This window comes from Stutzerimonas sp. R40042, from assembly GCF_026642215.1.
GTDB classification, from domain to species: domain Bacteria; phylum Pseudomonadota; class Gammaproteobacteria; order Pseudomonadales; family Pseudomonadaceae; genus Stutzerimonas; species Stutzerimonas frequens.
The window spans coordinates 3,785,819-3,807,578 of record NZ_CP113258.1 but is presented as its reverse complement, the minus strand read 5'-3'; the positions used below and the strand labels follow the sequence as shown (position 1 = coordinate 3,807,578).

Annotated in this window: 22 protein-coding genes; 15 read left to right on the top strand and 7 right to left on the bottom strand. The window is 66.2% G+C overall.

Features of this window, described 5'->3' with window-relative positions:
* The first annotated feature begins 6 nt into the window (after positions 1-6).
* Together OUY36_RS17960 and ubiT are read left to right on the top strand one after the other, a co-directional pair.
* Positions 7-897 carry a U32 family peptidase gene (locus OUY36_RS17960; RefSeq protein WP_267935380.1) on the top strand — a complete coding sequence of 297 codons (891 nt, stop codon included), beginning with the start codon at positions 7-9 and terminating at the stop codon, positions 895-897.
* Positions 891-1,385 carry a ubiquinone anaerobic biosynthesis accessory factor UbiT gene (gene ubiT / locus OUY36_RS17955; RefSeq protein WP_267935379.1) on the top strand — a complete coding sequence of 165 codons (495 nt, stop codon included), beginning with the start codon at positions 891-893 and terminating at the stop codon, positions 1,383-1,385. Before OUY36_RS17960 ends, ubiT begins: the two co-directional genes overlap by 7 nt.
* Before the next feature lie 83 nt (positions 1,386-1,468).
* Here ubiT and OUY36_RS17950 read toward each other — a convergent pair whose 3' ends face one another.
* A complete protein-coding gene (locus tag OUY36_RS17950) occupies positions 1,469-1,855 on the bottom strand; it encodes a putative zinc-binding protein (protein ID WP_063542111.1) in 387 nt (128 codons plus the stop codon).
* A gap of 99 nt (positions 1,856-1,954) precedes the next feature.
* On the bottom strand, positions 1,955-2,632 hold the full coding sequence (locus OUY36_RS17945) for a Crp/Fnr family transcriptional regulator (RefSeq protein ID WP_102838609.1): 678 nt from the start codon (positions 2,630-2,632) through the stop codon (positions 1,955-1,957).
* Between the two features lie 226 nt (positions 2,633-2,858).
* Between OUY36_RS17945 and OUY36_RS17940 the strand changes: the two genes are divergently transcribed.
* The 3 genes from OUY36_RS17940 (at position 2,859) to OUY36_RS17930 (ending at position 5,806) form a co-directional block, all read left to right on the top strand.
* Positions 2,859-4,877 carry a ribonucleoside triphosphate reductase gene (locus OUY36_RS17940; RefSeq protein WP_267935377.1) on the top strand — a complete coding sequence of 673 codons (2,019 nt, stop codon included), beginning with the start codon at positions 2,859-2,861 and terminating at the stop codon, positions 4,875-4,877.
* An 81-nt stretch (positions 4,878-4,958) separates the two neighbouring features.
* Positions 4,959-5,114, top strand: coding sequence for an anaerobic ribonucleoside-triphosphate reductase (nrdD, locus tag OUY36_RS17935; RefSeq protein ID WP_011914531.1), 156 nt, complete (start codon positions 4,959-4,961; stop codon positions 5,112-5,114).
* Positions 5,111-5,806 (top strand): anaerobic ribonucleoside-triphosphate reductase activating protein, encoded by a 696-nt coding sequence (locus tag OUY36_RS17930; protein ID WP_267935375.1) that lies wholly within the window; start codon positions 5,111-5,113, stop codon positions 5,804-5,806. Before nrdD ends, OUY36_RS17930 begins: the two co-directional genes overlap by 4 nt.
* A 122-nt stretch (positions 5,807-5,928) precedes the next feature.
* Here the strand turns inward: OUY36_RS17930 and OUY36_RS17925 are convergent, their stop codons facing one another.
* From OUY36_RS17925 to OUY36_RS17910, 4 genes are read right to left on the bottom strand one after another with little or no spacing between them, the layout of a single operon-like run.
* A complete protein-coding gene (locus tag OUY36_RS17925; RefSeq protein ID WP_267935373.1) occupies positions 5,929-7,302 on the bottom strand; it encodes a 4Fe-4S binding protein in 1,374 nt (457 codons plus the stop codon).
* Positions 7,299-8,156, bottom strand: coding sequence for an FTR1 family iron permease (locus OUY36_RS17920; RefSeq protein WP_267935372.1), 858 nt, complete (start codon positions 8,154-8,156; stop codon positions 7,299-7,301). Before OUY36_RS17920 ends, OUY36_RS17925 begins: the two co-directional genes overlap by 4 nt.
* Before the next feature lie 15 nt (positions 8,157-8,171).
* Positions 8,172-8,510, bottom strand: a complete 339-nt coding sequence (locus OUY36_RS17915) for a cupredoxin domain-containing protein (protein ID WP_063542121.1) — start codon at positions 8,508-8,510, stop codon at positions 8,172-8,174.
* Positions 8,510-9,043, bottom strand: a complete 534-nt coding sequence (locus tag OUY36_RS17910) for an iron transporter (protein ID WP_011914526.1) — start codon at positions 9,041-9,043, stop codon at positions 8,510-8,512. The genes OUY36_RS17915 and OUY36_RS17910 overlap by 1 nt, the downstream gene beginning before the upstream one ends.
* 336 nt (positions 9,044-9,379) lie before the next feature.
* On the opposite strand from OUY36_RS17910, the gene mdtD reads away from it, so the two are divergent.
* The 4 genes from mdtD to OUY36_RS17890 all read left to right on the top strand — a co-directional run bounded on the left by mdtD (position 9,380) and on the right by OUY36_RS17890 (position 14,170).
* The gene (gene mdtD / locus OUY36_RS17905) at positions 9,380-10,807 is read left to right on the top strand and encodes a multidrug transporter subunit MdtD (RefSeq protein WP_267935371.1); all 1,428 of its coding nucleotides are present in this window, start codon (positions 9,380-9,382) and stop codon (positions 10,805-10,807) included.
* 216 nt (positions 10,808-11,023) lie between these two features.
* On the top strand, positions 11,024-11,284 hold the full coding sequence (locus tag OUY36_RS17900; RefSeq protein WP_267935370.1) for a hypothetical protein: 261 nt from the start codon (positions 11,024-11,026) through the stop codon (positions 11,282-11,284).
* A gap of 97 nt (positions 11,285-11,381) precedes the next feature.
* Complete coding sequence (gene edd, locus OUY36_RS17895; RefSeq protein WP_267935368.1) at positions 11,382-13,208, top strand: phosphogluconate dehydratase; 1,827 nt, start codon at positions 11,382-11,384, stop codon at positions 13,206-13,208.
* Complete coding sequence (locus OUY36_RS17890) at positions 13,205-14,170, top strand: glucokinase (protein WP_267935366.1); 966 nt, start codon at positions 13,205-13,207, stop codon at positions 14,168-14,170. The genes edd and OUY36_RS17890 overlap by 4 nt, the downstream gene beginning before the upstream one ends.
* 67 nt (positions 14,171-14,237) lie before the next feature.
* On the opposite strand, the gene OUY36_RS17885 is transcribed toward OUY36_RS17890, so the two are convergent.
* Positions 14,238-15,107, bottom strand: a complete 870-nt coding sequence (locus OUY36_RS17885) for a MurR/RpiR family transcriptional regulator (protein WP_013983959.1) — start codon at positions 15,105-15,107, stop codon at positions 14,238-14,240.
* A gap of 171 nt (positions 15,108-15,278) precedes the next feature.
* On the opposite strand from OUY36_RS17885, the gene zwf reads away from it, so the two are divergent.
* From zwf to sugE, 6 genes are all read left to right on the top strand, one after another.
* Positions 15,279-16,748, top strand: coding sequence for a glucose-6-phosphate dehydrogenase (zwf, locus tag OUY36_RS17880; protein WP_267935364.1), 1,470 nt, complete (start codon positions 15,279-15,281; stop codon positions 16,746-16,748).
* Positions 16,735-17,448 (top strand): 6-phosphogluconolactonase, encoded by a 714-nt coding sequence (gene pgl, locus OUY36_RS17875; RefSeq protein ID WP_108242294.1) that lies wholly within the window; start codon positions 16,735-16,737, stop codon positions 17,446-17,448. Before zwf ends, pgl begins: the two co-directional genes overlap by 14 nt.
* Positions 17,449-17,466: 18 nt before the next feature.
* Complete coding sequence (locus OUY36_RS17870) at positions 17,467-18,204, top strand: bifunctional 4-hydroxy-2-oxoglutarate aldolase/2-dehydro-3-deoxy-phosphogluconate aldolase (protein ID WP_208216702.1); 738 nt, start codon at positions 17,467-17,469, stop codon at positions 18,202-18,204.
* Between the two features lie 69 nt (positions 18,205-18,273).
* A complete protein-coding gene (locus OUY36_RS17865) occupies positions 18,274-19,902 on the top strand; it encodes an NADP-dependent glyceraldehyde-3-phosphate dehydrogenase (RefSeq protein WP_045159631.1) in 1,629 nt (542 codons plus the stop codon).
* 12 nt (positions 19,903-19,914) lie between these two features.
* Complete coding sequence (locus tag OUY36_RS17860) at positions 19,915-20,778, top strand: aldo/keto reductase (RefSeq protein WP_267935360.1); 864 nt, start codon at positions 19,915-19,917, stop codon at positions 20,776-20,778.
* Positions 20,779-21,253: 475 nt separating this feature from the next.
* Complete coding sequence (gene sugE / locus OUY36_RS17855) at positions 21,254-21,574, top strand: quaternary ammonium compound efflux SMR transporter SugE (RefSeq protein ID WP_045633470.1); 321 nt, start codon at positions 21,254-21,256, stop codon at positions 21,572-21,574.
* The last annotated feature ends 186 nt before the right edge of the window (positions 21,575-21,760 follow it).

The window sequence follows — 21,760 nt, the reverse complement described above, 5'->3', positions numbered from 1 at the left end:
CCACGCATGAAACTCTCTCTCGGCCCGGTGCTGTTCTACTGGGATCGCCAGCAAACGCTGGATTTCTACGCAAACATGGCGGAGCAGCCGCTGGACGTGATCTATCTCGGCGAAACGGTCTGCTCCAAGCGCCGCGCCATGATGCTCGACGACTGGCTGGGGCTGGCCCGCGACCTGGCCGAGGCCTCCTCGGCGCAATTGGTCCTGTCCGGCCTGACACTGGTCGAGGCGGCTTCAGAACTGTCCAGCCTGCGTCGCCTGTGCGACAACGGCGAGCTGCTGGTCGAAGCCAACGACATGGGCGCTGTGCAGCTGATGTCCGAGCGCAAGCTGCCCTTCGTCGGCGGTCCGGCACTCAACCTCTACAACGGCCATGCCCTGGCCGAGCTGGTGGCCAGCGGCATGAGCCGTTGGGTGCCGCCGGTGGAAGCCTCCGGCAAGCTGATCAAGAGCGCCCGCGCGCAACTGCAGGAACTGGGCGTGGCGCTGCCGGAAATCGAAATCTTCGCCTACGGGCACTTGCCGCTGGCCTATTCGGCGCGCTGCTTCACCGCGCGTGCCGAGAACCGGCCCAAGGACGACTGCCAGTTCTGCTGCCAGAACTACCCCGAGGGCATCCCGCTGCTCAGCCAGGAAGGCGAGGCGCTGTTCACCATCAACGGTATACAGACCATGTCTGCTTCGGTCAGCAACCTGCTTGCCGACTACCAGGGGCTGGTCGACAGCGGCGCCGACCTGCTGCGCCTGAGCCCGCGTGCCGCCGGCATGGAAGAGGTGATTGGCGCCTTCGATACGGTGCGCAAGGGTGGGCTGCCGCCGCTGGCGGTGGATGGTTGCAATGGTTATTGGCATGGCCAGCCGGGCATGCTGCGTGCCGAGGAGGCCGGTTTATGCTGAAGCCGCGTGCCCATCTGGTGAGTCTCGGTGGCCGCCTGCTGCCGCTGGCGGCGAAGACGCCATTCCCGCTCCAGCGCCTGGCGCTGGAGCGCAGTCTCAATCAGGTATTCGCCGAAGCCCTGGATGATGGTGCGTTCGACGTGCTCGATGGCCACTGGATGAAGCTCGAGGTCGCCGACCTCGGACTCGCCTGGTGCCTGACCTGCGAGCGCGGCAAGCTGCGCATCGCCGCACAGGCGCCGGTAGAGGTGACCATCCGCGGCAACTGGCGCGAGTTCCTCTTGCTGGCCAGCCGTCAGGAAGACCCGGACACCCTGTTCTTCCGCCGCCGGTTGGTCATCGAGGGGGACACCGAACTGGGCCTGGCGATCAAGAACCTGATCGACAGCCTCGACCCGGACACCCTGCCGAGCTGGCTGTGGAAGCTGCTGCAGGGCGCGGGAGAGGAGGTGGCCGCGGCCAATCGGGCGCAGGCGGCAAACGCCTGAGCGAGGGAGCGCTGAGCGCGCCGGTGACTATCCCGGTGCGCTATTGGCGTCGCTCCGCGTAGCAGGCCAACCCCTGCGGAATCTCACCCCGCGCGCAGCTGCATGCGGTCGCTGGCGATGATGTCCTTCATGTCTTCCAACAGCGCCGTGATCTCTTCCTCGCTGCAGTCTTCCCGGTAGCGCTTGCGCAGGCCGTAGCTGCTAAGGGTGATGTGCACGTCGGGCGTCACGCCGTGCTGCGCCAGGCAGGCACGCGCGCAATGCATCGGACAGCCGTCGATGGCCAGGATCGGCCGGCCGGAATTGGCCTTTTTCACCAGCGCCGCGACACGACCACCGACGCCGGCTATGCAGGACATCTCCGCGAGTCCGGCGCGATCGAGTCGCACCGCCAGGGTGTTGGCCAGCTGGGCGACGTTCGAGCATCCCGAGCAGGAGTAGACCAGCGGCAGGGGCGTGGTGACAGTCATGGCATGTTCCCGGCAGCGTCTTGACGCTGGCCATTTTCCAAGCCGAATGCCTGGCTGGCTTTGACAGCAATCAAGAACGCTGAGGCGCTCTGTCGCAGGTCATTCGTCATAGGCCGCCAGCTTGCGGTGGTCGAGGATCTCGATGCGTCGGCGCTGGACGGAGATGGTCCCGGCGTCGATCAGGCGATGCAGAATGCGCGAAAAGGTTTCGGGCTGGATGCCCAGCTTCGAAGCTATCAACCGCTTCGGCACATCGAGCATCACCACGCCGCTGTCGTCCTGCTGCGACTGGGCGAGAAAGCGCACCACCCGATGACTGGCGTTGGCCAGGGTGAGGGTGTCGATCTCGGTCATGCGCTGGTGCAGGCGGATGCTCAGGGTGGCGAGGATGTCGAGGCAGATATCCGGCTGCTGCTCGAGAATGCGCCGGTAGTGCGGCCCGTTCAGGCTTGCCACCAGGCTGGCCTTGAGCGCCGTGGCGCTGACCGGATAGCTGGGCGTGCCCTTGAACAGCAGCGCTTCGGCGAAGGACTCACCGGCGCGCATCACTTCCACCAGCTTCTCCTGGCCGTCGCAGACCACTCGATGCAGCTTGATCTGGCCGCTGAAGAGGAAATAGAAGCGGTCAGCCTTGTCGCCCTGATGAAACAGCGAGGCACCGGTCGGCAGGCGCTTCAGGTTGGCCGAGGCGCAGACTTCCTGCAGCGCGGCATCCGGCAGCCGGCTGAACAGATGATGGCGGCGCAATTCGGCGATCAGCGAATGTTCGGTGAGCATGTGTCCTCCCCCGGACGAACCGGGTTTACCAGGCTGCATCCTAGGAGGCGGCACGCGGAGAGTTCCTTGACGCTGGACAAGTCTGCCGGCCATGGCGATGCGACCGCTCGGCAATCGCTTGAGCTGGCTTGACGATGGTCAATTCGGTAACAGGGTTCCGCCTCTAAAGTCGCACCATATTGTGTTTTAAGTCAGAAACAACACTACATATGGTATGGAGGCGTGGATGCCCAGGCAGGCAGAAGTGACAAAACTGGTTTCATTGCGCAAGCGCGACGGCCGCCTGGCGGCGTTCGACATGGCGAAGATCGACCGTGCGATCGCCGCCGCCGGCGCGGCCACGGGGGAGTTCGGTGCGTCGGACGCTCATGCCCTGGCCGAGGCGGTCTGCCTGCAGCTGGCCCATCGCACGGCGGTGGAGGTGGAGCAGGTACAGGATGGTGTCGAGCGCACGCTGATGGCTGCCGGTCACTTCGACACAGCGCGCGCCTACATCGTCTACCGCGAGCGCCACGCGCGCCTGCGCCGCGATCGCAAGGCGGTGGTGGATGTCGCGGCCTCGATGAACGAATACCTCTCGCGCGAAGACTGGCGCGTACGGGCCAACGCCAACCAGGGCTATTCACTGGGTGGGCTGATCCTCAACGTGTCGGGCAAGGTCACCGCCAACTACTGGCTGGACGAGGTCTACAGCCCGGAGATCGGCACGGCGCACCGCGAAGGCGATCTGCATATCCACGACCTGGACATGCTCGCCGGCTACTGCGCCGGCTGGTCGCTGCGCACGCTGCTTACCGAGGGCTTCAACGGCATTCCCGGGCGAGTCGAGGCGGGCCCGCCGAAGCACCTGTCCAGCGCCCTGGGGCAGATGGTCAACTTCCTCGGGACGCTGCAGAACGAGTGGGCCGGCGCCCAGGCGTTCAGCAGCTTCGATACCTACCTCGCGCCCTTCGTGCGCAAGGACCGGCTCGGTTACGACGAGGTGCGACAGGCGATCCAGGAGTTCATCTACAACCTCAACGTGCCGTCGCGCTGGGGCACGCAAACGCCGTTCACCAACCTGACGTTCGACTGGGTCTGCCCGGAGGACCTGCGCGAGCAGATCCCCTACATCGGCGGCGAGGAAATGCCCTTCGCCTACGGCGAGCTGCAGGCGGAAATGGAGTTGATCAACCGCGCCTATATAGAAGTGATGCAGGCCGGCGACGGCCTCGGCCGCGTGTTCACCTTCCCGATTCCGACCTACAACATCACCCACGACTTCCCCTGGGACAGCGACAACGCCGAGCGCCTGTTCGAGATGACCGCGCGCTACGGGCTGCCGTACTTCCAGAACTTCCTCAACTCGGACATGCAGCCCAATCAGGTGCGTTCCATGTGCTGCCGCCTGCAGCTGGACGTGCGCGAGCTGCTCAAGCGTGGCGGCGGATTGTTCGGCTCGGCCGAGCAGACCGGTTCGCTGGGCGTGGTGACGATCAACTGCGCGCGGCTGGGTTACCTCTACCGCGGCGACAAGTTGGCCCTGCTCCAGCGGCTGGATCGCCTGCTGGAGATGGCGCGGCAGAGCCTAGAGGTCAAGCGCAAGGTCATCCAGCAGCATATGGATGCCGGGCTCTACCCGTACACCAAGCGTTACCTCGGCACCCTGCGCAATCACTTCTCCACCATCGGCGTGAACGGCCTGCACGAGATGCTGCGCAACTTCACCGATGACGCCGAGGGGCTGCACAGCGAAGCCGGTCGCGCGTTGGCGATCGAGGTGCTCGACCACGTGCGGGCGCGGCTGGTGCAGTTTCAGGAAGACACCGGGCATCTCTACAACCTCGAGGCAACGCCGGCCGAGGGCACCACCTATCGCTTCGCCAAGGAAGACCGCAAGCGTTTCCCGGACATCCTCCAGGCGGGCACGGCCGAGGCGCCGTACTACACCAACTCGTCGCAGCTGCCGGTGGGTTTCACCGACGACCCGTTCGAGGCCCTGGCGCTGCAGGACGAACTGCAGTGCAAGTACACCGGCGGCACGGTGCTGCACCTCTATATGGCCGAGCAGATTTCCTCCGCCGAGGCCTGCAAGAAGCTGGTGCGCAACGCCCTGTCGCGCTTCCGCCTGCCTTACCTGACGGTGACGCCGACCTTCTCGATCTGTCCGGTGCACGGCTATCTCGCCGGCGAGCACGAGTTCTGCCCGAAATGCGACGAGGCGCTGCTGCACAAGCAGCAGGCCGAAGCGGCCCTGGCGGTCTGATCTGCGATCCCATGTCACGCCGCGCCATGAGGTGCGGCGCCGCATACTCACCCCCCCCCCCCCCCGCAAAGGAGCATCAGCATGACCCAAGCCAACCAACTGCCCCAGGACCAGCGCCAGCGTTGCGAAGTCTGGACCCGCGTGATGGGCTATCACCGCCCGGTCGCCGCATTCAATCCGGGCAAGCAGTCCGAGCATCGCGAGCGCCTACACTTCACTGAAGCGGCGGCGCGGTGACCGCAGCACTTCGCGTCGGGGGGCTGGTCCCCCTGACCACGCTGGATTTTCCCGACCATCTGGCCTGCGTGCTGTTTTGCCAGGGCTGCGGCTGGCGCTGTCGCTACTGCCACAACCCGCAGCTGATTCCCGCCTGTGGCAACGAAGAAAGGCCGTGGTCGGAGATTCTGGCGTTCCTCGAGCAACGCGTCGGCCTGCTCGAGGCGGTGGTGTTCAGCGGCGGCGAGCCAACCCTGCAGACCGCGCTGCCCGAGGCCATCGCCCAGGTGCGGGCGCTGGGCTACAAGGTCGGCCTGCACAGCGCCGGCATCAAGCCGAAGCTGTTCGCCGGTATCCTGCCGCTGGTGGACTGGGTCGGTTTCGACGTCAAGGCGCTGCCCGAGCAGAGCACGGCGATCACCGGCGTGTCCGGCAGCGGCAAGGCCAACTGGAGGAGCCTCGAGCACCTGCTGGAAAGCGGTGTCGAGCACGAATGCCGGACCACCGTGCACTGGCAGCTGTTCGATGCCGACAGCCTGTGGGACATGGCCCAGCGCCTGCGCCGGCTGGGTGTCGAACGCTTCGCCGTGCAATGCGTGCGCACCGCGCGAATGCTCGACGACGGCCTCGCCGATAGCCGCGCACCCTACGACCAGCAGCGGCTGTGGGAACGCCTGGATCGACTGTTTCCGTCCTTCGTGTTGCGCGGTTAGTCGCAGGCGTACCCTGCACCCCCTGGTCGTGCATGCGGTGCGGGGAAGGGGAGCGCAGGCCTCTACCGTGATGGCCCTCCACGCTCTGTAGGGTGGGCTTCAGCCCACCTAGAACAGGCGACTCACCAACCCCAGAACTGCAACCACCAGCCATAGCCCACCAGCGCGCAGCCGGCGTTGACGCAGGCAAACGCCAGCAACCGGCGCAGGCCGTTGCCGCCGTGGCGACTGATCACGTTCCAGGCCAGATACAGGCTCCATGCGATGGCGCCGATCAGCAGCGCGGCGCGAGCCGGTTGTGCCCAGGCCAGCAGGAAACCCTCGTAGCGCAGCAGCTTGACCGTGGTCGCCGAGAGGCCGAGAAACAGCCCGGCGCCGCCCAGCGGCACCAGCGCCAGCGCCAGGTGCTGGAACACATTGTCGCCGCGGCGCATGACGCGCACGGCTGTACGTAGCAATAGCCAGAGTGCGCCGCCAATCAACAGCGAGGCGCCGAAGATATAGGTGAGGATCGCCGCGCCATCGAGCCAGGTGAAGGCATCGTTGGCCTGCGGATAGTGGGTCAGCAGCCACCAGGGCGCGTTGGCTTCCAGCGGCCAGAAGATATCGCGATCCACCAGCCATTCCGCCGCGGCCTGCTTGAGGGCGATGAACCAGGGGCTGACCGTCCACTGGAACGCGCCCATGGCCAGGCCGATCATGCCGAACAGCAGCAGGGTGCTGTCCCAGTGCTCGCCTTGCCGCTGGCCGCCGACGATGAGGATTTCCGCGTTCGGCGAGCGGGTGCTCAGCTGTACTGCGCCGCGCTGTCCGCTGCAGCGGCCGCAGGCATGGCAGTCAGCGTTGCCCTGCATGCGGCGAATGTCGATCAACGGCGCACAGTTGGGTGTTGGCAGGTGCGGTTCGCGGTTTTCCAGCCAGCGCTGCTCATCGACCTTGTAGTGCACCGGCGCCAGCCGGGCGAGCAGGGCGAACACGCCGCTGACCGGGCACAGATGGCGGCACCAGACGCGCTTGCCGCGGCCGTAGAGAAAGCCCACCAGCATCGCCGCGACGGTGGAGCCGCCGAGAATCAGCAGCGCCGCCTGAGCGTAGTCGTAGACGCTGATCAGCTGGCCATAGACGGTGGTGAGGATGAAGGCAATGGTCGGCCAGCCGCTCCAGCGCACCCAGCGCGGCGTGCGCTTGTTCAGCCCACGCCAGCTGATCCACTCGCTGAGTGAGCCCTCGGGGCAGAGTACGCCGCACCACAGACGGCCGAAGAAGATCATCGATAGCAGCACGAAGGGCCACCACAGGCCCCAGAAGATGAACTGCGCCAGTACCGTCAGGTTGTCGAGCATGCCGGCCTGGGCCGGCGGCAGATCGAGAAAGGCGGGAATCACCAGCAGCGTCAGGTAGAACCCCACCACCAGCCACTGCAGCGTGCGAATGGCCTTGGCATGCTGGCGCAGCAGGTCACCGAGTCGCGCCAGCCATGGCGCCTGGCTGATCATGCCGGCCTCGCAGCGAGCTGCACCTGCGCCCGCGGTTTGAGCCAGGCCCATGCGGCGAGCCAGTACAAGGCGAGTGTCACCACCGCGGCCAGTGACGGCATGGCGCGGTACCCGGTGAGGCCGGCCAGGGTGCCACCGAGGGCGCTGCCGTCATCCAGCAGGGCGGAGGTGTCCCAGAGCGGATCGCCGAACACGGTGTAGAGCACTTCCGGCACGTCCATGCCCATCAGCTGGCCGCTGAAACGGTCCAGTGCGGCCATCAGCAGGGCGCCACCGAGCAGCAGCAACATCACCTCGCTGACCTGGAAGAAACGCCGCCAGCTGAAGTAGCGGCTGCCGGCCTGCAATGCGGCATAACTGAGCAGGGCGAGGACGAAGCCCAGGACCCCGCCGATGACGAAGCCGGTGAGGTCCTGGCCCTGCTGCTGGTTGCCGATGCCGTAGAGGAACACCACCGTCTCGCTGCCTTCACGCCCGACGGCGAGCATGGCCAGCACCAGCAGGCCGAAGCCGCTGCCCTGGCTGAGCTTGTCCGCCGCGCTGTTCTGCAGGCTGTTCTTCAGCGTGCGACCGTGCTGATGCATCCAGCCGACCATGTGCAGGATCAGCAGACTGGCTACCAGCAGCATCGCGCACTGGAACCATTCGCCGCCGCTGCCGGCCAGCCAGTCGCCGGCGCGCAGCACGCCCCAGCCCAGCGCGACGGCCAGGCCGAGCCCGGCAGCAACGCCGGCCCAGAGCATGCGCAGCGCATTGCCCGCGCCCGGTTGCTGGCGTAGCCAGGCATGCAGGATGCCGATGACCAGCAGGGCCTCGACGCTTTCGCGCCAGACGATGAACATGGATTGGCCCATGGATGTGCTCCTTAACTACTTGGCGACGATCTCGCCCTCGGGAAGATCCATATGGAATTCGTCGAAGAACGGATAGCGGCCCGGCTTCAACGGGTGGATCACGACGAAGGAGGTCACGCCCGGTGACAGCACCTTCTCGACGCGCAGCGGCGTGCTCTCGAACTCGGTCGGCCCGCTGCCGGCGTTGTGCACGATGATCTTGAAACGCTGACGAGCCGGCACCTCCAGGGTCGCCGGCTCGAAGTGGCCGTCACGTATGGTCAGCTCGTAGGTCGGCAGCGCGGCCTGCACCGGGCCCGCGAGCCCGGCCAGCAGGGGCAGCGCGCCGAGCAGTGAGCGCCCGGCGCGGTCCATCAGTAGCCCCCTTTCTTGCCGATGCCGGCGTAGGTGAACTCGTAGTTCAGCTCGCAGCCTTCGAACCAGGGCGCGACGCCGGTTTCCTTGTCGGTGTGGCGGCCGAACATGGCGTGCCCCGAGCCTGGCGGCAGGATCTTGTAGGTCAGCTGGTACTTGCCGGGGCCGAGCAGCTTGACGTTGTCTCCATAATGCGGCCCGTCGTTGGCGACCATCGGGTGGAAGTCGCCTTCGACCACTTCGTCGGAACCCTTCTTGCGCAGCGTATAGTGGATGCTCAGGTAGGGCACGAAGCTGCCTTCCTGCCAGCCGTTGCGGTTGTCTTCGGTGGCGCTGATGTCGGCCTCGAGATGCACGTCGGACTCGGCGGCGGCGCGCATCATGCCCGGCGGGTCCATTTCGACCGGCTGCAGGTACACCGCGCCGACCTCCATGCCACCGCACTGCTGCGGTTCGCCGATGGGATATTCCTTCGCCTGGGCGAGCGGGGTGAGCAGCAGGGACGTGATGGCGAGCGTGGCGGGGATGCGCATTGGGGAGCCTCCGGAAAGCTGTAAAGGACGGGGCGAAGATTGCACTTGCGCTTCCGAATGATAATGATTCGCGTCAATTTCCCAAGAAATATTTTGTTACCGGTGCCCGTATGCAAAGCCGTATGCCGCTGCAGACCGCTGTTGGCGGGCGTCGGTGGCTGACTGCGACCGGTCGTCACAGCGCCGTCGTGGCACTGACTCCGATCGTGCCGAAGCCTCGCTGCAGCACGTCGCCGTTCCGGTGGACCGAACGGCTGCGCTGACGAAGCCGCGGCGGCGCGAACCGTCGCCGGGGGAATCCTCTAAGATGGTGCACCTTTCGTTTCCGGGGACTTCATGCAACCGCCCGTAGCTCTCGATGCCCGCACCGCGCGAATCCTGCCGTGGCTGGTGGCCATCGCCTTCTTCATGCAGACGCTGGACGGCACCATTCTCAATACCGCGCTGCCGGCCATGGCGCGCGACCTGGCCGAGAACCCGCTGCGCATGCAGGGTGTGGTGATCGCCTACATGCTTACGGTCGCCTTGTTGATTCCGGCATCGGGCTGGATTGCCGATCGCTTCGGCAGTCGGCGGATCTTTGTCGCAGCCATCGTGCTGTTCTCCGTGGGTTCGCTGCTCTGCGCGCTGTCCACCAGCTTCAACCAGCTCGTCGCATCCCGCGTGCTACAGGCGCTGGGCGGGGCGCTGATGTTGCCGGTGGGGCGGCTGGTTGTGCTGCGGGCCTTTCCGCGCAGCGACTTCGTACGGATCATGGCCTTTATCGCGCTGCCTGGGCTGGTCGGGCCCTTGCTCGGTCCGACCCTGGGCGGCTGGCTGGTGGAGTACGCCTCCTGGCACTGGATCTTCCTGATCAATCTTCCGGTGGGTGTGATCGGTTGTATTGCCGCGTTGCGCTTCATGCCGGACCTCAAGGGGCCGGAGCGGGTGCGTTTCGATACCCTGGGTTTCGTGCTGTTCGGTGTCGCTATGGTGCTGATCACCATTGCCCTGGAAGGGCTCGGCGAGATGCACATGCCGCATGCGCGGGTGACGTTGCTGCTGTTCGGCGGTGCCGCCTGCATGGCCGCCTACTGGCTGCGCGCCGGTCGCATCGATGCGCCACTGTTCAGCCCCAAGCTGTTCCATACCCGCAGCTTCGCGGTCGGCATCTTCGGCAACCTGTTCGCGCGCCTGGGCGGCGGCGCTCTGCCATTCCTGGTACCGCTGCTGCTACAGGTGGCGTTGGGCTATTCGCCGGCGCAGGCGGGCATGAGCATGATCCCGCTGGCGCTCGGCGCGATGGCGGTGAAATCCCTGGCCAAGCCGATCATCGACCGCCTCGGCTATCGCCGCCTGCTGATCGGCAACACATTGCTGCTCGGCTGCCTGATCGCCAGCCTGGCAACCATCGGCACGCAGACGCCGACCTGGCTGCTGCTGGTGCATCTCGGGCTGATCGGCATGGTCAACTCCATGCAGTTCACCGCAATGAACACCGTCACCCTGATCGGCCTCAGCCATGCCGATGCCAGCAGCGGCAACAGCTTGCTGTCGGTGGTGGTGCAGCTGTCGATGAGCCTTGGCGTCGCCACCGCCGGCGCGCTGCTCGGCGGCTTCACCGTGGAGGGTGCGGCGGGCAGCGAGGTGCTGCACGCCTTCCAGCTGACCTTCCTCTGCGTGGGCGCCATGGCCATGCTCGCTGCCGCGTTGTTTCTGCAGCTGGACCATCGCGACCCCGGCCACGACGATGACTCGCGGCGCGCGGTTGACGTGGGCGAATAGGTCCGCCCGTTTGCGCTGATATGTAAGGTTTCAGGTCATGTCGTTCAGCTTTCTCATCACGCGTCCAGCGCGGGCTTGATCGCGATGGCCATTGCGCCACCGCGAACCCGCTGCATTTGTTTACCTGTTCAAGTAAACATTATCGACCTGTCTTGTAAGGCTACATATCGTTGCAGCTCTGGAATGGCATTCTGCCGTTATGGAAGGAGCGGAGGAATGAACGGGATGAGCCTGGCCTGGCTGCTGATCGGAGGATCGCTGTGCAGCGTGATGGTACTGCTGGTTCTGCTATGGCTGCTGTGGCTGGAACGCAGGAGCCAACGCTGCGAGTTGACGGTGTTGCGTGAACTGCTCGGCGGCCTAGGGCAGGTGATCGTGCGGCTGGAGAAGGACAAGGCCGAGCTGACCTCGGGGTTGCGCGCGGAAAAAGCCCATGTCGCCCAGTTGCGTCGGCAAATCGAGCTGCTGTGGCGCTGAAATTTGTTGTTTGTACAAACATATTGCTTCGAAAGCTCGATGTGTGCGGCTATTATGCGCTCCTATTTGTTATAAAAACTACAATCTTGGAGGTTTCATGCATCCCCGGGTCGTCGAAGTCACCGAGCGCCTGATCGAGCGCAGCCGTCCGACGCGCGAGGCCTATCTCGCCATGATTCGTGCCGCCGCGAGCGCCGGGCCGGCCCGCAACGCGGCGCAGTGCGCCAACTTCGCCCATGGTGTCGCCGGTTGCGGCGCGAAGGACAAGCAGCGCCTGCGCCTGCCTGATGCGGCCAACGTGGCCATCGTCACCGCCTACAACGACATGCTCTCGGCGCATCAGCCCTACGAGGATTATCCCGAGCGCCTGCGCCAGGCACTGCGCGAGATCGGCTCGGTGGGGCAGGTGGCGGGCGGTGTGCCGGCGATGTGTGACGGCGTGACCCAGGGCGAGCCGGGCATGGAGCTGGCCATCGCCAGCCGCGAGGTAATCGCCATGAGCACCGCGGTGGCGCTGTCGCACAACCTGTTCGACGCCGCGCTGCTGCTCGGCATCTGCGACAAGATCGTTCCTGGCCTGCTGATCGGTGCGCTGCGCTTCGGTCATCTGCCGGCGCTGTTCGTGCCGGCAGGGCCGATGCCCTCCGGCCTGGCCAACAAGGACAAGGCCGCGGTGCGCCAGCGTTACGCCGAAGGCAAGGCTGGCCGCGACGAGCTGCTCGCCGCCGAGATGCAGGCCTATCACAGTCCCGGCACCTGCACGTTCTACGGCACCGCCAACACCAATCAGATGCTGATGGAAGTGATGGGGCTGCACCTGCCGGGCTCGTCCTTCGTCAATCCGGGGGCGCCGCTGCGCGATGCGCTGACCATCGAGGCGGCGCGCCAGGTCACGCGGCTCACGCCTCAGGGGGGCTGCCATACGCCCCTCGGCGAGCTGGTCGACGAGCGCGTGCTGGTCAACGCCGTGGTTGCGCTGCATGCCACCGGCGGCTCGACCAACCACACCCTGCACATGCCGGCCATCGCCCAGGCGGCGGGCATTCAGCTTACCTGGCAGGACATGGCCGACCTCTCCGAGGTGGTGCCGACGCTGGCCCGCGTCTATCCCAACGGCTCGGCGGACATCAATCACTTCCATGCCGCTGGCGGTGTCGCGTTGCTGGTGCGCGAGCTGCTCGACGCCGGCCTGCTGCACGCCGATGTGCATACCGTGATGGGGCGAGGCCTCACTCGCTATACCCAGGAGCCCTTCCTCGAAGATGGCCGGCTGACCTGGCGTGAAGGGGCTGCGCAAAGCCTTGACGACAGCATCCTGCGCCCCGTGGCGCGGCCGTTCTCTGCCGAGGGCGGGTTGCGGCTGATGAGCGGCAACCTCGGGCGCGGGGTGATGAAGGTCTCCGCCGTCGCGCCGGAGCATCGCGTGGTCGAGGCGCCGGCGCGGATCTTCTCCGATCAGCTGGAGCTGGTGGAGGCGTTCAAGGCAGGCGAGCTGGAGCGTGATTTCGTCGCCGTGGTGCGTTTCCAGGGGCCGCGCGCCAATGGCATGCCCGAGCTGCACAAGCTGACGCCCTATCTCGGCGTGCTGCAGGATCGCGGCTTCAAGGTCGCGCTGGTCACCGACGGGCGCATGTCCGGTGCGTCGGGCAAGGTGCCGGCGGCGATCCATGTCTGCCCGGAGGCAATCGACGGTGGACCGCTGGCGCGGCTGCGCGACGGCGATCTGCTGCGCGTGGATGGGCAGACAGGCGTGCTCGAGGTGCTGGTCGATGCCGTCGAGCTGGCTGACCGCTCGCCTGTTGCTGCGCCGGCGGCCGGCGTGCAGGGCTGCGGGCGCGAGCTGTTCGGCTTTATGCGGGCGGCGTTCAGCTCCGCCGAGCAGGGCGCCAGCGTGTTCACTGCCGGGCTGGAGGTGCTGCGATGAGGCTGGCGCTGGTCGGTGACATCGGTGGCACCAACGCGCGCTTCGCGCTGTGGCGCGACTCGCGGCTGGAGTCGGTGCGGGTACTGGCGACGGCGGATTTCGCCACGCCCGAGCTGGCGGTCGAGTACTACCTGGCGTCGCTCGGTCTTGCGCCGGGCCGCGTCGGTGCCGCCTGCCTGGCCTGTGCCGGGCCGGTCAAGGGCGAGCAGTTCACCTTCACCAACAATCACTGGCGGTTGACGCGAAGCGACTTCTGCGGCGCTCTGCAGCTGGATGAGCTGCTGCTGATCAACGACTTCGCCGCGATGGCGCTAGGCATGACGCGAGTAGGTGAAGCGGGGCGGCGCGCGATCTGTGCGGGCGAGGCAGAGCCGGATGCGCCGGCGCCGGCGCTGGTGATCGGGCCGGGCACCGGGCTTGGCGTCGCCGCGTTGATGCCCTTGGGCAGTGGCAACTGGCGTGCATTGCCGGGGGAGGGCGGGCATGTCGACCTGCCCGTGGCGGATGCGCACGAGGTGGCGCTGTGGCAGATGCTGTTTGCGCAGCTTGGCCATGTGCGTGCCGAGGATGTGCTCAGCGGCGGTGGCCTGTTGCTGCTCTACCGTGCGGTCTGCGCCCTGGCCGGTTTGACGCCGCGACTGGCGTCGCCGGCCGAGGTCACCGCGGCGGCGCTCGCGGGCGATCATGTGGCGGTGGCGACCTTGGAGCAGTTCTGCGTGTGGCTCGGGCGGGTTGCCGGCAATAACGTGCTCACGCTCGGTGCTCGCGGTGGGGTGTATATCGTCGGTGGTGTGGTGCCGCGTTTCGCTGATTTCTTCGCGGCCAGTGGTTTCGCCCGCGGCTTTACCAGCAAGGGCTGCATGAGCGGCTATCTCGGCGATGTGCCGGTGTGGCTGGTTACCGCGGACTATCCGGGGCTGGAGGGTGCCGGTGTGGCGTTGGAGCAGGCGCTGGTGCGCTGATCTGGTGGTTCGGGTGTGTGATGGCGGGATGTTGTTATAGCAACATCCTGCGTTCGTGCTGGTTTCGTCAGCTCGGCTCTTCATCCGCCGGGTAGCGGCTGGCGTTCAGGCTTTCCTTCACCTTGCGCAGGTGCGGCTGGAAATCCACGCCGCGGCGCAGGGTCATGCCGGTGGCGAGCACGTCGAGCACGGTGAGCTGGATGATGCGCGAGGTCATCGGCATGTAGATGTCGGTGTCCTCGGGCAGCGGGATGTTCAGGCTCAGCGTGCTGGCCTGCGCCAGCGGCGAGCCGGCGGCGGTCAGGCCGAGTACCGAGGCGCCGTTCTGGCGGGCAATCCGCGCCACTTCCACCAGTTCGCGGGTGCGTCCGGTGTAGGAAATGATCACGAACAGCTCGCCGGTGTGCGCCACCGAGGCCAGCATGCGCTGCATCAGTACGTCCGAATGCGCGGTCACCGCCAGGTTGAAGCGGAAGAACTTGTGCTGCGCATCCAGCGCCACCGAGGCCGAGGCGCCAAGGCCGAAGAAGTGGATCTGGCGGGCCTGGATCATCAGGTCCACGGCGCGGCTGACCAGCTGCGGGTCGAGGCTCTGGCAGGCGCTGTCCAGCGAGGCGATGGCCGAGCCGAAGATCTTGCGCGTGTACTCCGCCGGGCCGTCGTCGGGTTCCACCGCCTGGCTGACGTAGGCGGCGCCGCTGGCCAGGCTCTGCGCCAGCTGCATCTTCAGTTCCGGATAGCCGCTGACGCCGAACGAGCGGCAGAAGCGATTCACTGTCGGCTCGCTGACCTGTGCGGTCTGCGCCAACGCGGCGATGCTGAAACGGGTGGCCTGCTGAGGGTTGCGCAGGATGACTTCGGCCACCTTGCGCTCGGCCTTGTTGAGGTCTTCGATGCGACGCTGGATCTGCTCGAGCAGGTTGTGTACGCGGTCCATGTCGGTCCTGATGCGGCTTGCCAAAGGGGTGGCCTATGCTACTGAGGGCGGTGCGGAGCGGCCACAGGTATCTAGATTTACGGTAAATGTTGTTTTTATTACTACATTAAACTTGAATAGCAGGGCATCGCCGTGTATTCATAGTGCAGTTTTAGTAGAAGAACAAACATCATGACGCCACTATCTGTCGAACCCTGCACCCTGGCGCTGTTCGGCGCCCTCGGTGATCTGGCCCTGCGCAAGCTGTTTCCCGCGCTCTATCAGCTCGATCGCGCCGGCCTGCTGCCAACCGAAACGCGCCTGCTTGCACTGGCTCGCGAGAGCGGCGAGGCGGCGAGTCACCTGGCGATGATCGAAGAACATCTGCGCCGCCACGTCAGCGAACGCGACCTCGACGAAGCCGTTCTACAGCGCTTCCTGGCCCGCCTGGACTACCTGAGTATGGATTTCCGACGCGCCGGGGATTTCGCTGCGCTGGCGGACAAGGCCGGGCAGGCCGAACGCATCGTCGCCTTCTTTGCCACGCCGGCGTCCGTCTATGGCGCGATCTGCGCCGGGCTGGCCGAGGCGGGGCTGGCCGAGCGCACCCGCGTGGTGCTGGAAAAGCCCATCGGCCATGACCTGGAGTCTTCCCGTGAGGTGAATGACGCGGTGGCGCGCTTCTTCCCGGAAGACCGGACCTATCGCATCGATCATTACCTGGGCAAGGACACGGTGCAGAACCTCATCGCCCTGCGCTTTGCCAACAGCCTGTTCGAGACGCAGTGGAACCAGAACCACATTTCCCATGTGGAGATCACCGTCGCCGAAACCGTCGGCATCGAGGGCCGCTGGGGCTACTTCGATCAGGCCGGCCAGCTGCGCGACATGATCCAGAACCACCTGCTGCAGCTGCTCTGCCTGATCGCCATGGACCCGCCCAGCGACCTGTCGGCCGACAGTATCCGCGACGAGAAGGTCAAGGTGCTCAAAGCGCTGGCGCCGATTGCGCCGGAGCACCTCGGTCAGCAGCTGGTGCGCGGGCAGTACGTGGCCGGCAGCATCCTCGGCCGTCACGTACCAGGCTATCTGGAGGAAGAAAACTCCAACACCCAGAGCGACACCGAGACCTTCGTTGCCCTGCGCGCGGAGATCTGCAACTGGCGCTGGGCTGGCGTGCCGTTCTACCTGCGTACCGGCAAGCGCATGCCGCAGAAGCTGTCGCAGATCGTCATCCACTTCAAGGCGCCGCCGCATTACATCTTCGCCCCGGAGCAGCGCCAGCTGATCGGCAACAAGCTGATCATCCGCCTGCAGCCGCAGGAGGGCATCTCGCTGCTGGTGATGACCAAGGACCAGGGCCTGGACAAGGGCATGCAGCTGCGCAGCGGCCCGCTGCAGCTGAACTTCTCGGAAACCTACAAGAGCCCGCGCATCCCCGACGCCTACGAGCGTCTGCTGCTGGAGGTGATGAAGGGCAACCAGAACCTCTTCGTGCGCAAGGACGAAATCGAATACGCCTGGAAGTGGTGCGACCAGCTGATCGACGGCTGGCAACGCGTCGGCGCGCCTCCCAAACCCTACGCAGCAGGCAGCTGGGGACCGGCTGCCTCGATTGCCCTGATCAGCCGTGACGGCAGGAGTTGGTATGACGATCTCTAATCTCGATCTGCCTGTGCAGACCCTCGGTTTCAGCCTCGGCAACGCCGACCAGCTGGCCGGCGAACTGGCGCTGACGGTGAGCAACGCCCTGCGCGGTGCGATCGCCGAGCGCGGTGCGGCGACGCTGGTGGTGTCCGGCGGTCGCAGCCCGATCGCCTTCTTCGAGCGCCTCGCACAGCAGGAGCTGGACTGGGCCAAGGTCACCATCAGCCTCGCCGACGAGCGCTGGGTGCCGGTCAGCCATCCCGACAGCAACGAAGGCCTGTTGCGCCGCCATCTGCTGCAGGGGCCGGCCGCTGCGGCGCGCCTGGTCGGCCTGTACCAGAGCGCGGCAAGCCTGGAGCAGGCCGCCGAACGCGCCGACGCCGTATTGGCCGAACTGCCGCCGATCGACGTGCTGGTGCTGGGCATGGGCGAGGACGGCCACACCGCCTCGCTGTTTCCCGACAGCCCGAACCTGGAAGCGGCGCTCGACCCGCGTGGTGCGCGGCGCTGCCTGCCGATGCAGGCGCCGAGCGTACCGCGCCAGCGCCTGAGCATGTCCCTGGCGCTGCTGGCCAGCGCGCGGCTGACCCTGCTCGCCCTGCACGGTCCGGGCAAGCTGGCCACGCTCAACCAGGCCCTGGCCGGCGAATCCTATGAAGCGATGCCGATCCGCGCCTTCCTCGCCCGTCCCCTCGAAATCTACTGGTGCCCCTGAGGCCGCAAGGAATCTTCCATGACATCTACCCAAACCCGCGCCGTCAGCATGACCGACAAGATCGCCCTGATCGACCAGTGGTGCAGTGCCGCGCGCATCCTGCCGGTGATCACCATCGAGCGCGAGGCGGACATCCTGCCGCTGGCCGACGCCTTGGCCGCCGGTGGCCTGAATGTGCTGGAAATCACCCTGCGCTCGGCTCTGGGTCTGAGTGCCATCCGCCTGCTGCGCGAGCAGCGCCCCGAACTGATCGTCGGTGCCGGTACCGTGCTGGATGCCGCCATGCTGGCCCAGGCCGAGGCGGCCGGTGCGCAATTCATCGTCTCTCCGGGCAGCACTGGCGAGCTGCTGGATGCGGCGCTGCACAGCCCGTTGCCGCTGCTGCCGGGCGTGGCCAGCGCCTCGGAAATCATGCTCGGTTACGCCCTGGGTTACCGCCGCTTCAAGCTGTTCCCGGCCGAAGTCTGTGGCGGCGTCGCCGCACTCAAGGCGCTGGGCGGGCCGTTCGGCAATATCCGTTTCTGCCCGACCGGTGGCGTCAACGCGCGCAACGCCAGGGACTACCTGGCGCAGTCCAATGTGATGTGCGTTGGTGGCACCTGGATGGTCGACGCCAAGGCCGTGCGTGCCGGCGACTGGGCCGCCATCGAAAGCGCCACGCGCCAGGCCCTGCAGGCGCTGGACAGCGCAGCGCCAGCCGAACTGCCGCGCGACTTCGACCTGCGCGCCGAGCGTGCCGAACAGCGCGAGCTGTAATCCGTCCGACCCATCGCGGTGGGCGTGGGGCCTGCCGTGATCGCCCCGATTCGCTACCTTGGAGGTTCCATGACTACTGCGCGCCCGCTTGCCGACCTGTTTCCCCGTCTCGATGAGATTCCCGCTGCCTATCAGCCGGATGCTCCGGTCGAGCAGCGCGACTATCTGGTCGATGGCGAGTTGATGCACTGGGACGGCCCGCTGGCGGAAGTTCGCAGCCCGGTATTCCTGCGCGAGGCTGATGGCAGCGAGCGTCAGGTGGTGCTGGGCAGCACGCCGCTGCTCGATGCCGACGCCGCGCTGCGTGCGCTGGACGCCGCCGTTGCCGCCTATGACTACGGCCGCGGAGCCTGGCCGACCATGCGCGTGGCTGAGCGTATCGCCCATGTCGAAGCCTTCCTGGCGCGTATGCGCGAGCAGCGCGAGGCGGTGGTCAAATTGCTGATGTGGGAGATCGGCAAGAACCTCAAGGATTCAGAGAAGGAATTCGACCGCACCTGCGACTACATCGTCGACACCATCCATGCGCTGAAGGAACTGGACCGCAGCTCCAGCCGCTTCGAGCTGGAGCAGGGCACCCTCGGGCAGATCCGCCGCGTGCCCATGGGCGTGGCGCTGTGCATGGGGCCGTACAACTATCCGCTGAACGAAACCTTCACCACGCTGATCCCGGCGCTGATCATGGGCAACACCGTGGTGTTCAAACCGGCCAAGTTCGGCGTACTGCTGATCCGCCCGCTGCTCGAAGCCTTCCGCGACAGCTTCCCGGCGGGGGTCATCAACGTCATCTACGGCCGCGGTCGCGAGACGGTCAGCGCGCTGATGGCCAGCGGCAAGGTCGACGTGTTCGCCTTTATCGGCACGCACAAGGGCGCGGCCGACCTGAAGAAACTGCACCCGCGTCCGCACCGCCTGCGCGCCGCGCTGGGGCTGGATGCAAAGAACCCGGGCATCGTCCTGCCGCAGGTCGATCTCGACAACGCCGTGGAGGAGGCGGTGACCGGCGCGCTGTCGTTCAACGGCCAGCGCTGCACCGCGCTGAAGATCCTTTTCGTGCATGAGGCGGTGCTCGATGGCTTCCTCGAACGCTTCGCTGCGCGGGTCAACGCGCTCAAGGCGGGCATGCCCTGGGAGCCGGGCGTGGCGCTGACGCCGCTACCCGAGCCGGGCAAGACCGATTATCTGCATGCGGTGCTGGAAGACGCCGTGGCCAAGGGCGCGCGGGTGATCAATGCCGGCGGCGGCGAGTCGCACCAGACCTTTTTCCAGCCGGCGGTGCTGAGCCCGGTGGATTCGTCCATGCGTGTCTATCACGAAGAGCAGTTCGGCCCGCTGGTGCCGGTAGTGCCGTACCGCGACCTGCAGGAGGTGATCGACTACGTCACCGCCTCCGACTACGGCCAGCAGCTGTCGATTTTCGGCAACGACCCGGCGCAGGTAGGCCGGCTGGTGGATGCCTTCGTCAACCAGGTCGGGCGCATCAACATCAACGCCCAGTGCCAGCGTGGACCGGACAGCTATCCGTTCAATGGTCGCAAGAATTCCGCCGAGGGCACGCTGTCGGTACATGACGCCCTGCGCGTGTTCTCCATCCGTACCCTGGTGGCGACGCGCTTCAACGAGGCCAACAAGGAGCTGGTCGACCGGATCATTCGTGACCGCCAGTCGAGCTTCCTGACCACCGACTACATCTTCTGACGGAGCGCCACGATGGCCGCACCCGTGCTCGCCCAGCCGCTGTTGCTGGGCATGATGCGCCTGCTGGAATACCCCGAGCTGGGTGAGCCCCAGGCGTTGCTGGGCTTTATCGAGCGCTGTGTCGAGCACGGGCTGAACGGCTTCGACCATGCCGACATCTACGCCGGCGGGCAATGCGAGGCGCACTTCGGCGCGGCCCTGCGCCAGGCACCCGGGTTGCGCCAGCGCCTGCAGATCATCGGCAAGGCCGATATCGTGCCGGCGGGGCAGGACTGCTCGCGTTGGCGGGTCAAGCACTACGACTCCAGTGCCCGCTACCTGCGCCAGGCGGTTGAAGGCAGCCTGGCGCGACTGGGCGTGGAACGACTCGATGGTTTTCTGCTGCATCGCCCGGACCCGCTGCTGCAGGTCGACGAGGTGGCCGAGACGCTGAACGCACTGGTCGCCAGCGGCAAGGTCGGCTGGGTCGGGCTGTCCAACGCCGGCATCCTGCATTGCCAGGCACTGGCCCAGTGCGTGCCGCTGCGCTGCAACCAGATCGAGCTGTCACTGCAGGCCCAGCACTGGGTATGGGATGGCAGCCTGCATGCGTTGCAGGCTGCCGGCCTGCAGGTGCTGGCCTGGTCGCCCATGGGGGGAGGACGCTTCGGTGAGCGCTTGTGCAGCGCACTCAATGAGGTCGCCGCCGACCGGGGCGCCACGGCCAACCAGGTGGCACTGGCATGGCTGCGGCAGCTGCCCGGCCGGCCGTTACCGATCCTCGGCAGCCTGCGCTGGGAGCGGATCGAGGAGGCGCTGCTGGGCGCCGAGCTGGAGCTGGACCGTCCCACCTGGTTCTACCTGAGCGAAGCGGCTCGCGGGTATGAGGTGGCCTGAGGCAGGGCATCTGTCCGTTATCCAAGGTGGAAAATGCTTCGCAGTTTTCCACCCTACGGGGACTCGTAGGGTGGATGACGCTTCATCCATCCACCGCGTGGCCTTCCCGATGAGATCACGGTCCTTTCAAGGTGGAAAATGCTTCGCAGTTTTCCACCCTACGGGGACTCGTAGGGTGGATGACGCTTCATCCATCCACCGCGTGGCCTTCCCGATGGGATCACGGCCCTTTCAAGGTGGAAAATGCTTTGCAGTTTTCCACCCTACGGGGCTCGTAGGGGGATGACGCTTCACCCATCCACCGCTGGCATCTGCGATGGTTCGGCATATCCCCGGTTAGGAACGCCATCGATCAACGGACGCTGCGAGTGGTCCAAAACGGTGCGCGGCTGTGCTAGGGTCGCATCCGCCGCGGGACGACCCGGGGCGTGTCGAATCATGCGGGGACGGCCCTGCCGTTGCTGGAGTCATCGTCATGCATTCGGCCTGGATCATGCTGATCATCGCCGGCCTGCTCGAAGTGGGCTGGGCCATTGGCCTCAAGGCTTCCGAAGGTTTCACCCGCCCGCTGCCGAGCGTGCTCACCCTGGTGGCCATGGCCGCCAGCTTCTTCCTCCTCGCCCGCGCCATGCAGGTTCTGCCGGTGGGTACCGCCTATGCGATATGGGTCGGTATCGGTGCACTGGGCACCGTGGCGCTGGGCATCGTCATCTTTGGCGAAAGCGCCTCGCCGGCACGGTTGCTGAGCGTCGTGCTGCTGCTGGCCGGGCTGGTGGGGTTGAAGCTGACCGCCTGAGGCGGTGCGCTTTGGTCCGCTGTGCCCAGGAGCCGGTTCGGCCACCGGGCCCCGCATCCGGTGGACTGAAGCGCCACCCGACGCTTACAGCAGCGATCGTGGGGTGGGTGACGCTCCACCCATCCACCGCAGTGTCCAGGCGTGCAAGTCGCCTCGTTCGCGTCTTTTTGCATCGGGTGGGCTGAA

Bases quoted from the DNA above. Each gene is read 5' to 3' on its own strand.
- zwf (WP_267935364.1), top strand. From the start codon at position 15,279: ATGACGCCACTATCTGTCGAACCCTGCACCCTGGCGCTGTTCGGCGCC.
- nrdD (WP_011914531.1), top strand. From the start codon at position 4,959: ATGACCCAAGCCAACCAACTGCCCCAGGACCAGCGCCAGCGTTGCGAA.
- OUY36_RS17920 (WP_267935372.1), bottom strand. From the start codon at position 8,156: ATGGGCCAATCCATGTTCATCGTCTGGCGCGAAAGCGTCGAGGCCCTG.
- OUY36_RS17890 (WP_267935366.1), top strand. From the start codon at position 13,205: ATGAGGCTGGCGCTGGTCGGTGACATCGGTGGCACCAACGCGCGCTTC.
- OUY36_RS17940 (WP_267935377.1), top strand. From the start codon at position 2,859: ATGCCCAGGCAGGCAGAAGTGACAAAACTGGTTTCATTGCGCAAGCGC.
- OUY36_RS17865 (WP_045159631.1), top strand. From the start codon at position 18,274: ATGACTACTGCGCGCCCGCTTGCCGACCTGTTTCCCCGTCTCGATGAG.
- OUY36_RS17870 (WP_208216702.1), top strand. From the start codon at position 17,467: ATGACATCTACCCAAACCCGCGCCGTCAGCATGACCGACAAGATCGCC.
- OUY36_RS17950 (WP_063542111.1), bottom strand. From the start codon at position 1,855: ATGACTGTCACCACGCCCCTGCCGCTGGTCTACTCCTGCTCGGGATGC.
- OUY36_RS17945 (WP_102838609.1), bottom strand. From the start codon at position 2,632: ATGCTCACCGAACATTCGCTGATCGCCGAATTGCGCCGCCATCATCTG.
- OUY36_RS17910 (WP_011914526.1), bottom strand. From the start codon at position 9,043: ATGCGCATCCCCGCCACGCTCGCCATCACGTCCCTGCTGCTCACCCCG.
- pgl (WP_108242294.1), top strand. From the start codon at position 16,735: ATGACGATCTCTAATCTCGATCTGCCTGTGCAGACCCTCGGTTTCAGC.
- OUY36_RS17900 (WP_267935370.1), top strand. From the start codon at position 11,024: ATGAACGGGATGAGCCTGGCCTGGCTGCTGATCGGAGGATCGCTGTGC.
- OUY36_RS17925 (WP_267935373.1), bottom strand. From the start codon at position 7,302: ATGATCAGCCAGGCGCCATGGCTGGCGCGACTCGGTGACCTGCTGCGC.
- OUY36_RS17885 (WP_013983959.1), bottom strand. From the start codon at position 15,107: ATGGACCGCGTACACAACCTGCTCGAGCAGATCCAGCGTCGCATCGAA.
- OUY36_RS17960 (WP_267935380.1), top strand. From the start codon at position 7: ATGAAACTCTCTCTCGGCCCGGTGCTGTTCTACTGGGATCGCCAGCAA.
- edd (WP_267935368.1), top strand. From the start codon at position 11,382: ATGCATCCCCGGGTCGTCGAAGTCACCGAGCGCCTGATCGAGCGCAGC.
- OUY36_RS17860 (WP_267935360.1), top strand. From the start codon at position 19,915: ATGGCCGCACCCGTGCTCGCCCAGCCGCTGTTGCTGGGCATGATGCGC.
- sugE (WP_045633470.1), top strand. From the start codon at position 21,254: ATGCATTCGGCCTGGATCATGCTGATCATCGCCGGCCTGCTCGAAGTG.
- OUY36_RS17915 (WP_063542121.1), bottom strand. From the start codon at position 8,510: ATGGACCGCGCCGGGCGCTCACTGCTCGGCGCGCTGCCCCTGCTGGCC.
- ubiT (WP_267935379.1), top strand. From the start codon at position 891: ATGCTGAAGCCGCGTGCCCATCTGGTGAGTCTCGGTGGCCGCCTGCTG.
- mdtD (WP_267935371.1), top strand. From the start codon at position 9,380: ATGCAACCGCCCGTAGCTCTCGATGCCCGCACCGCGCGAATCCTGCCG.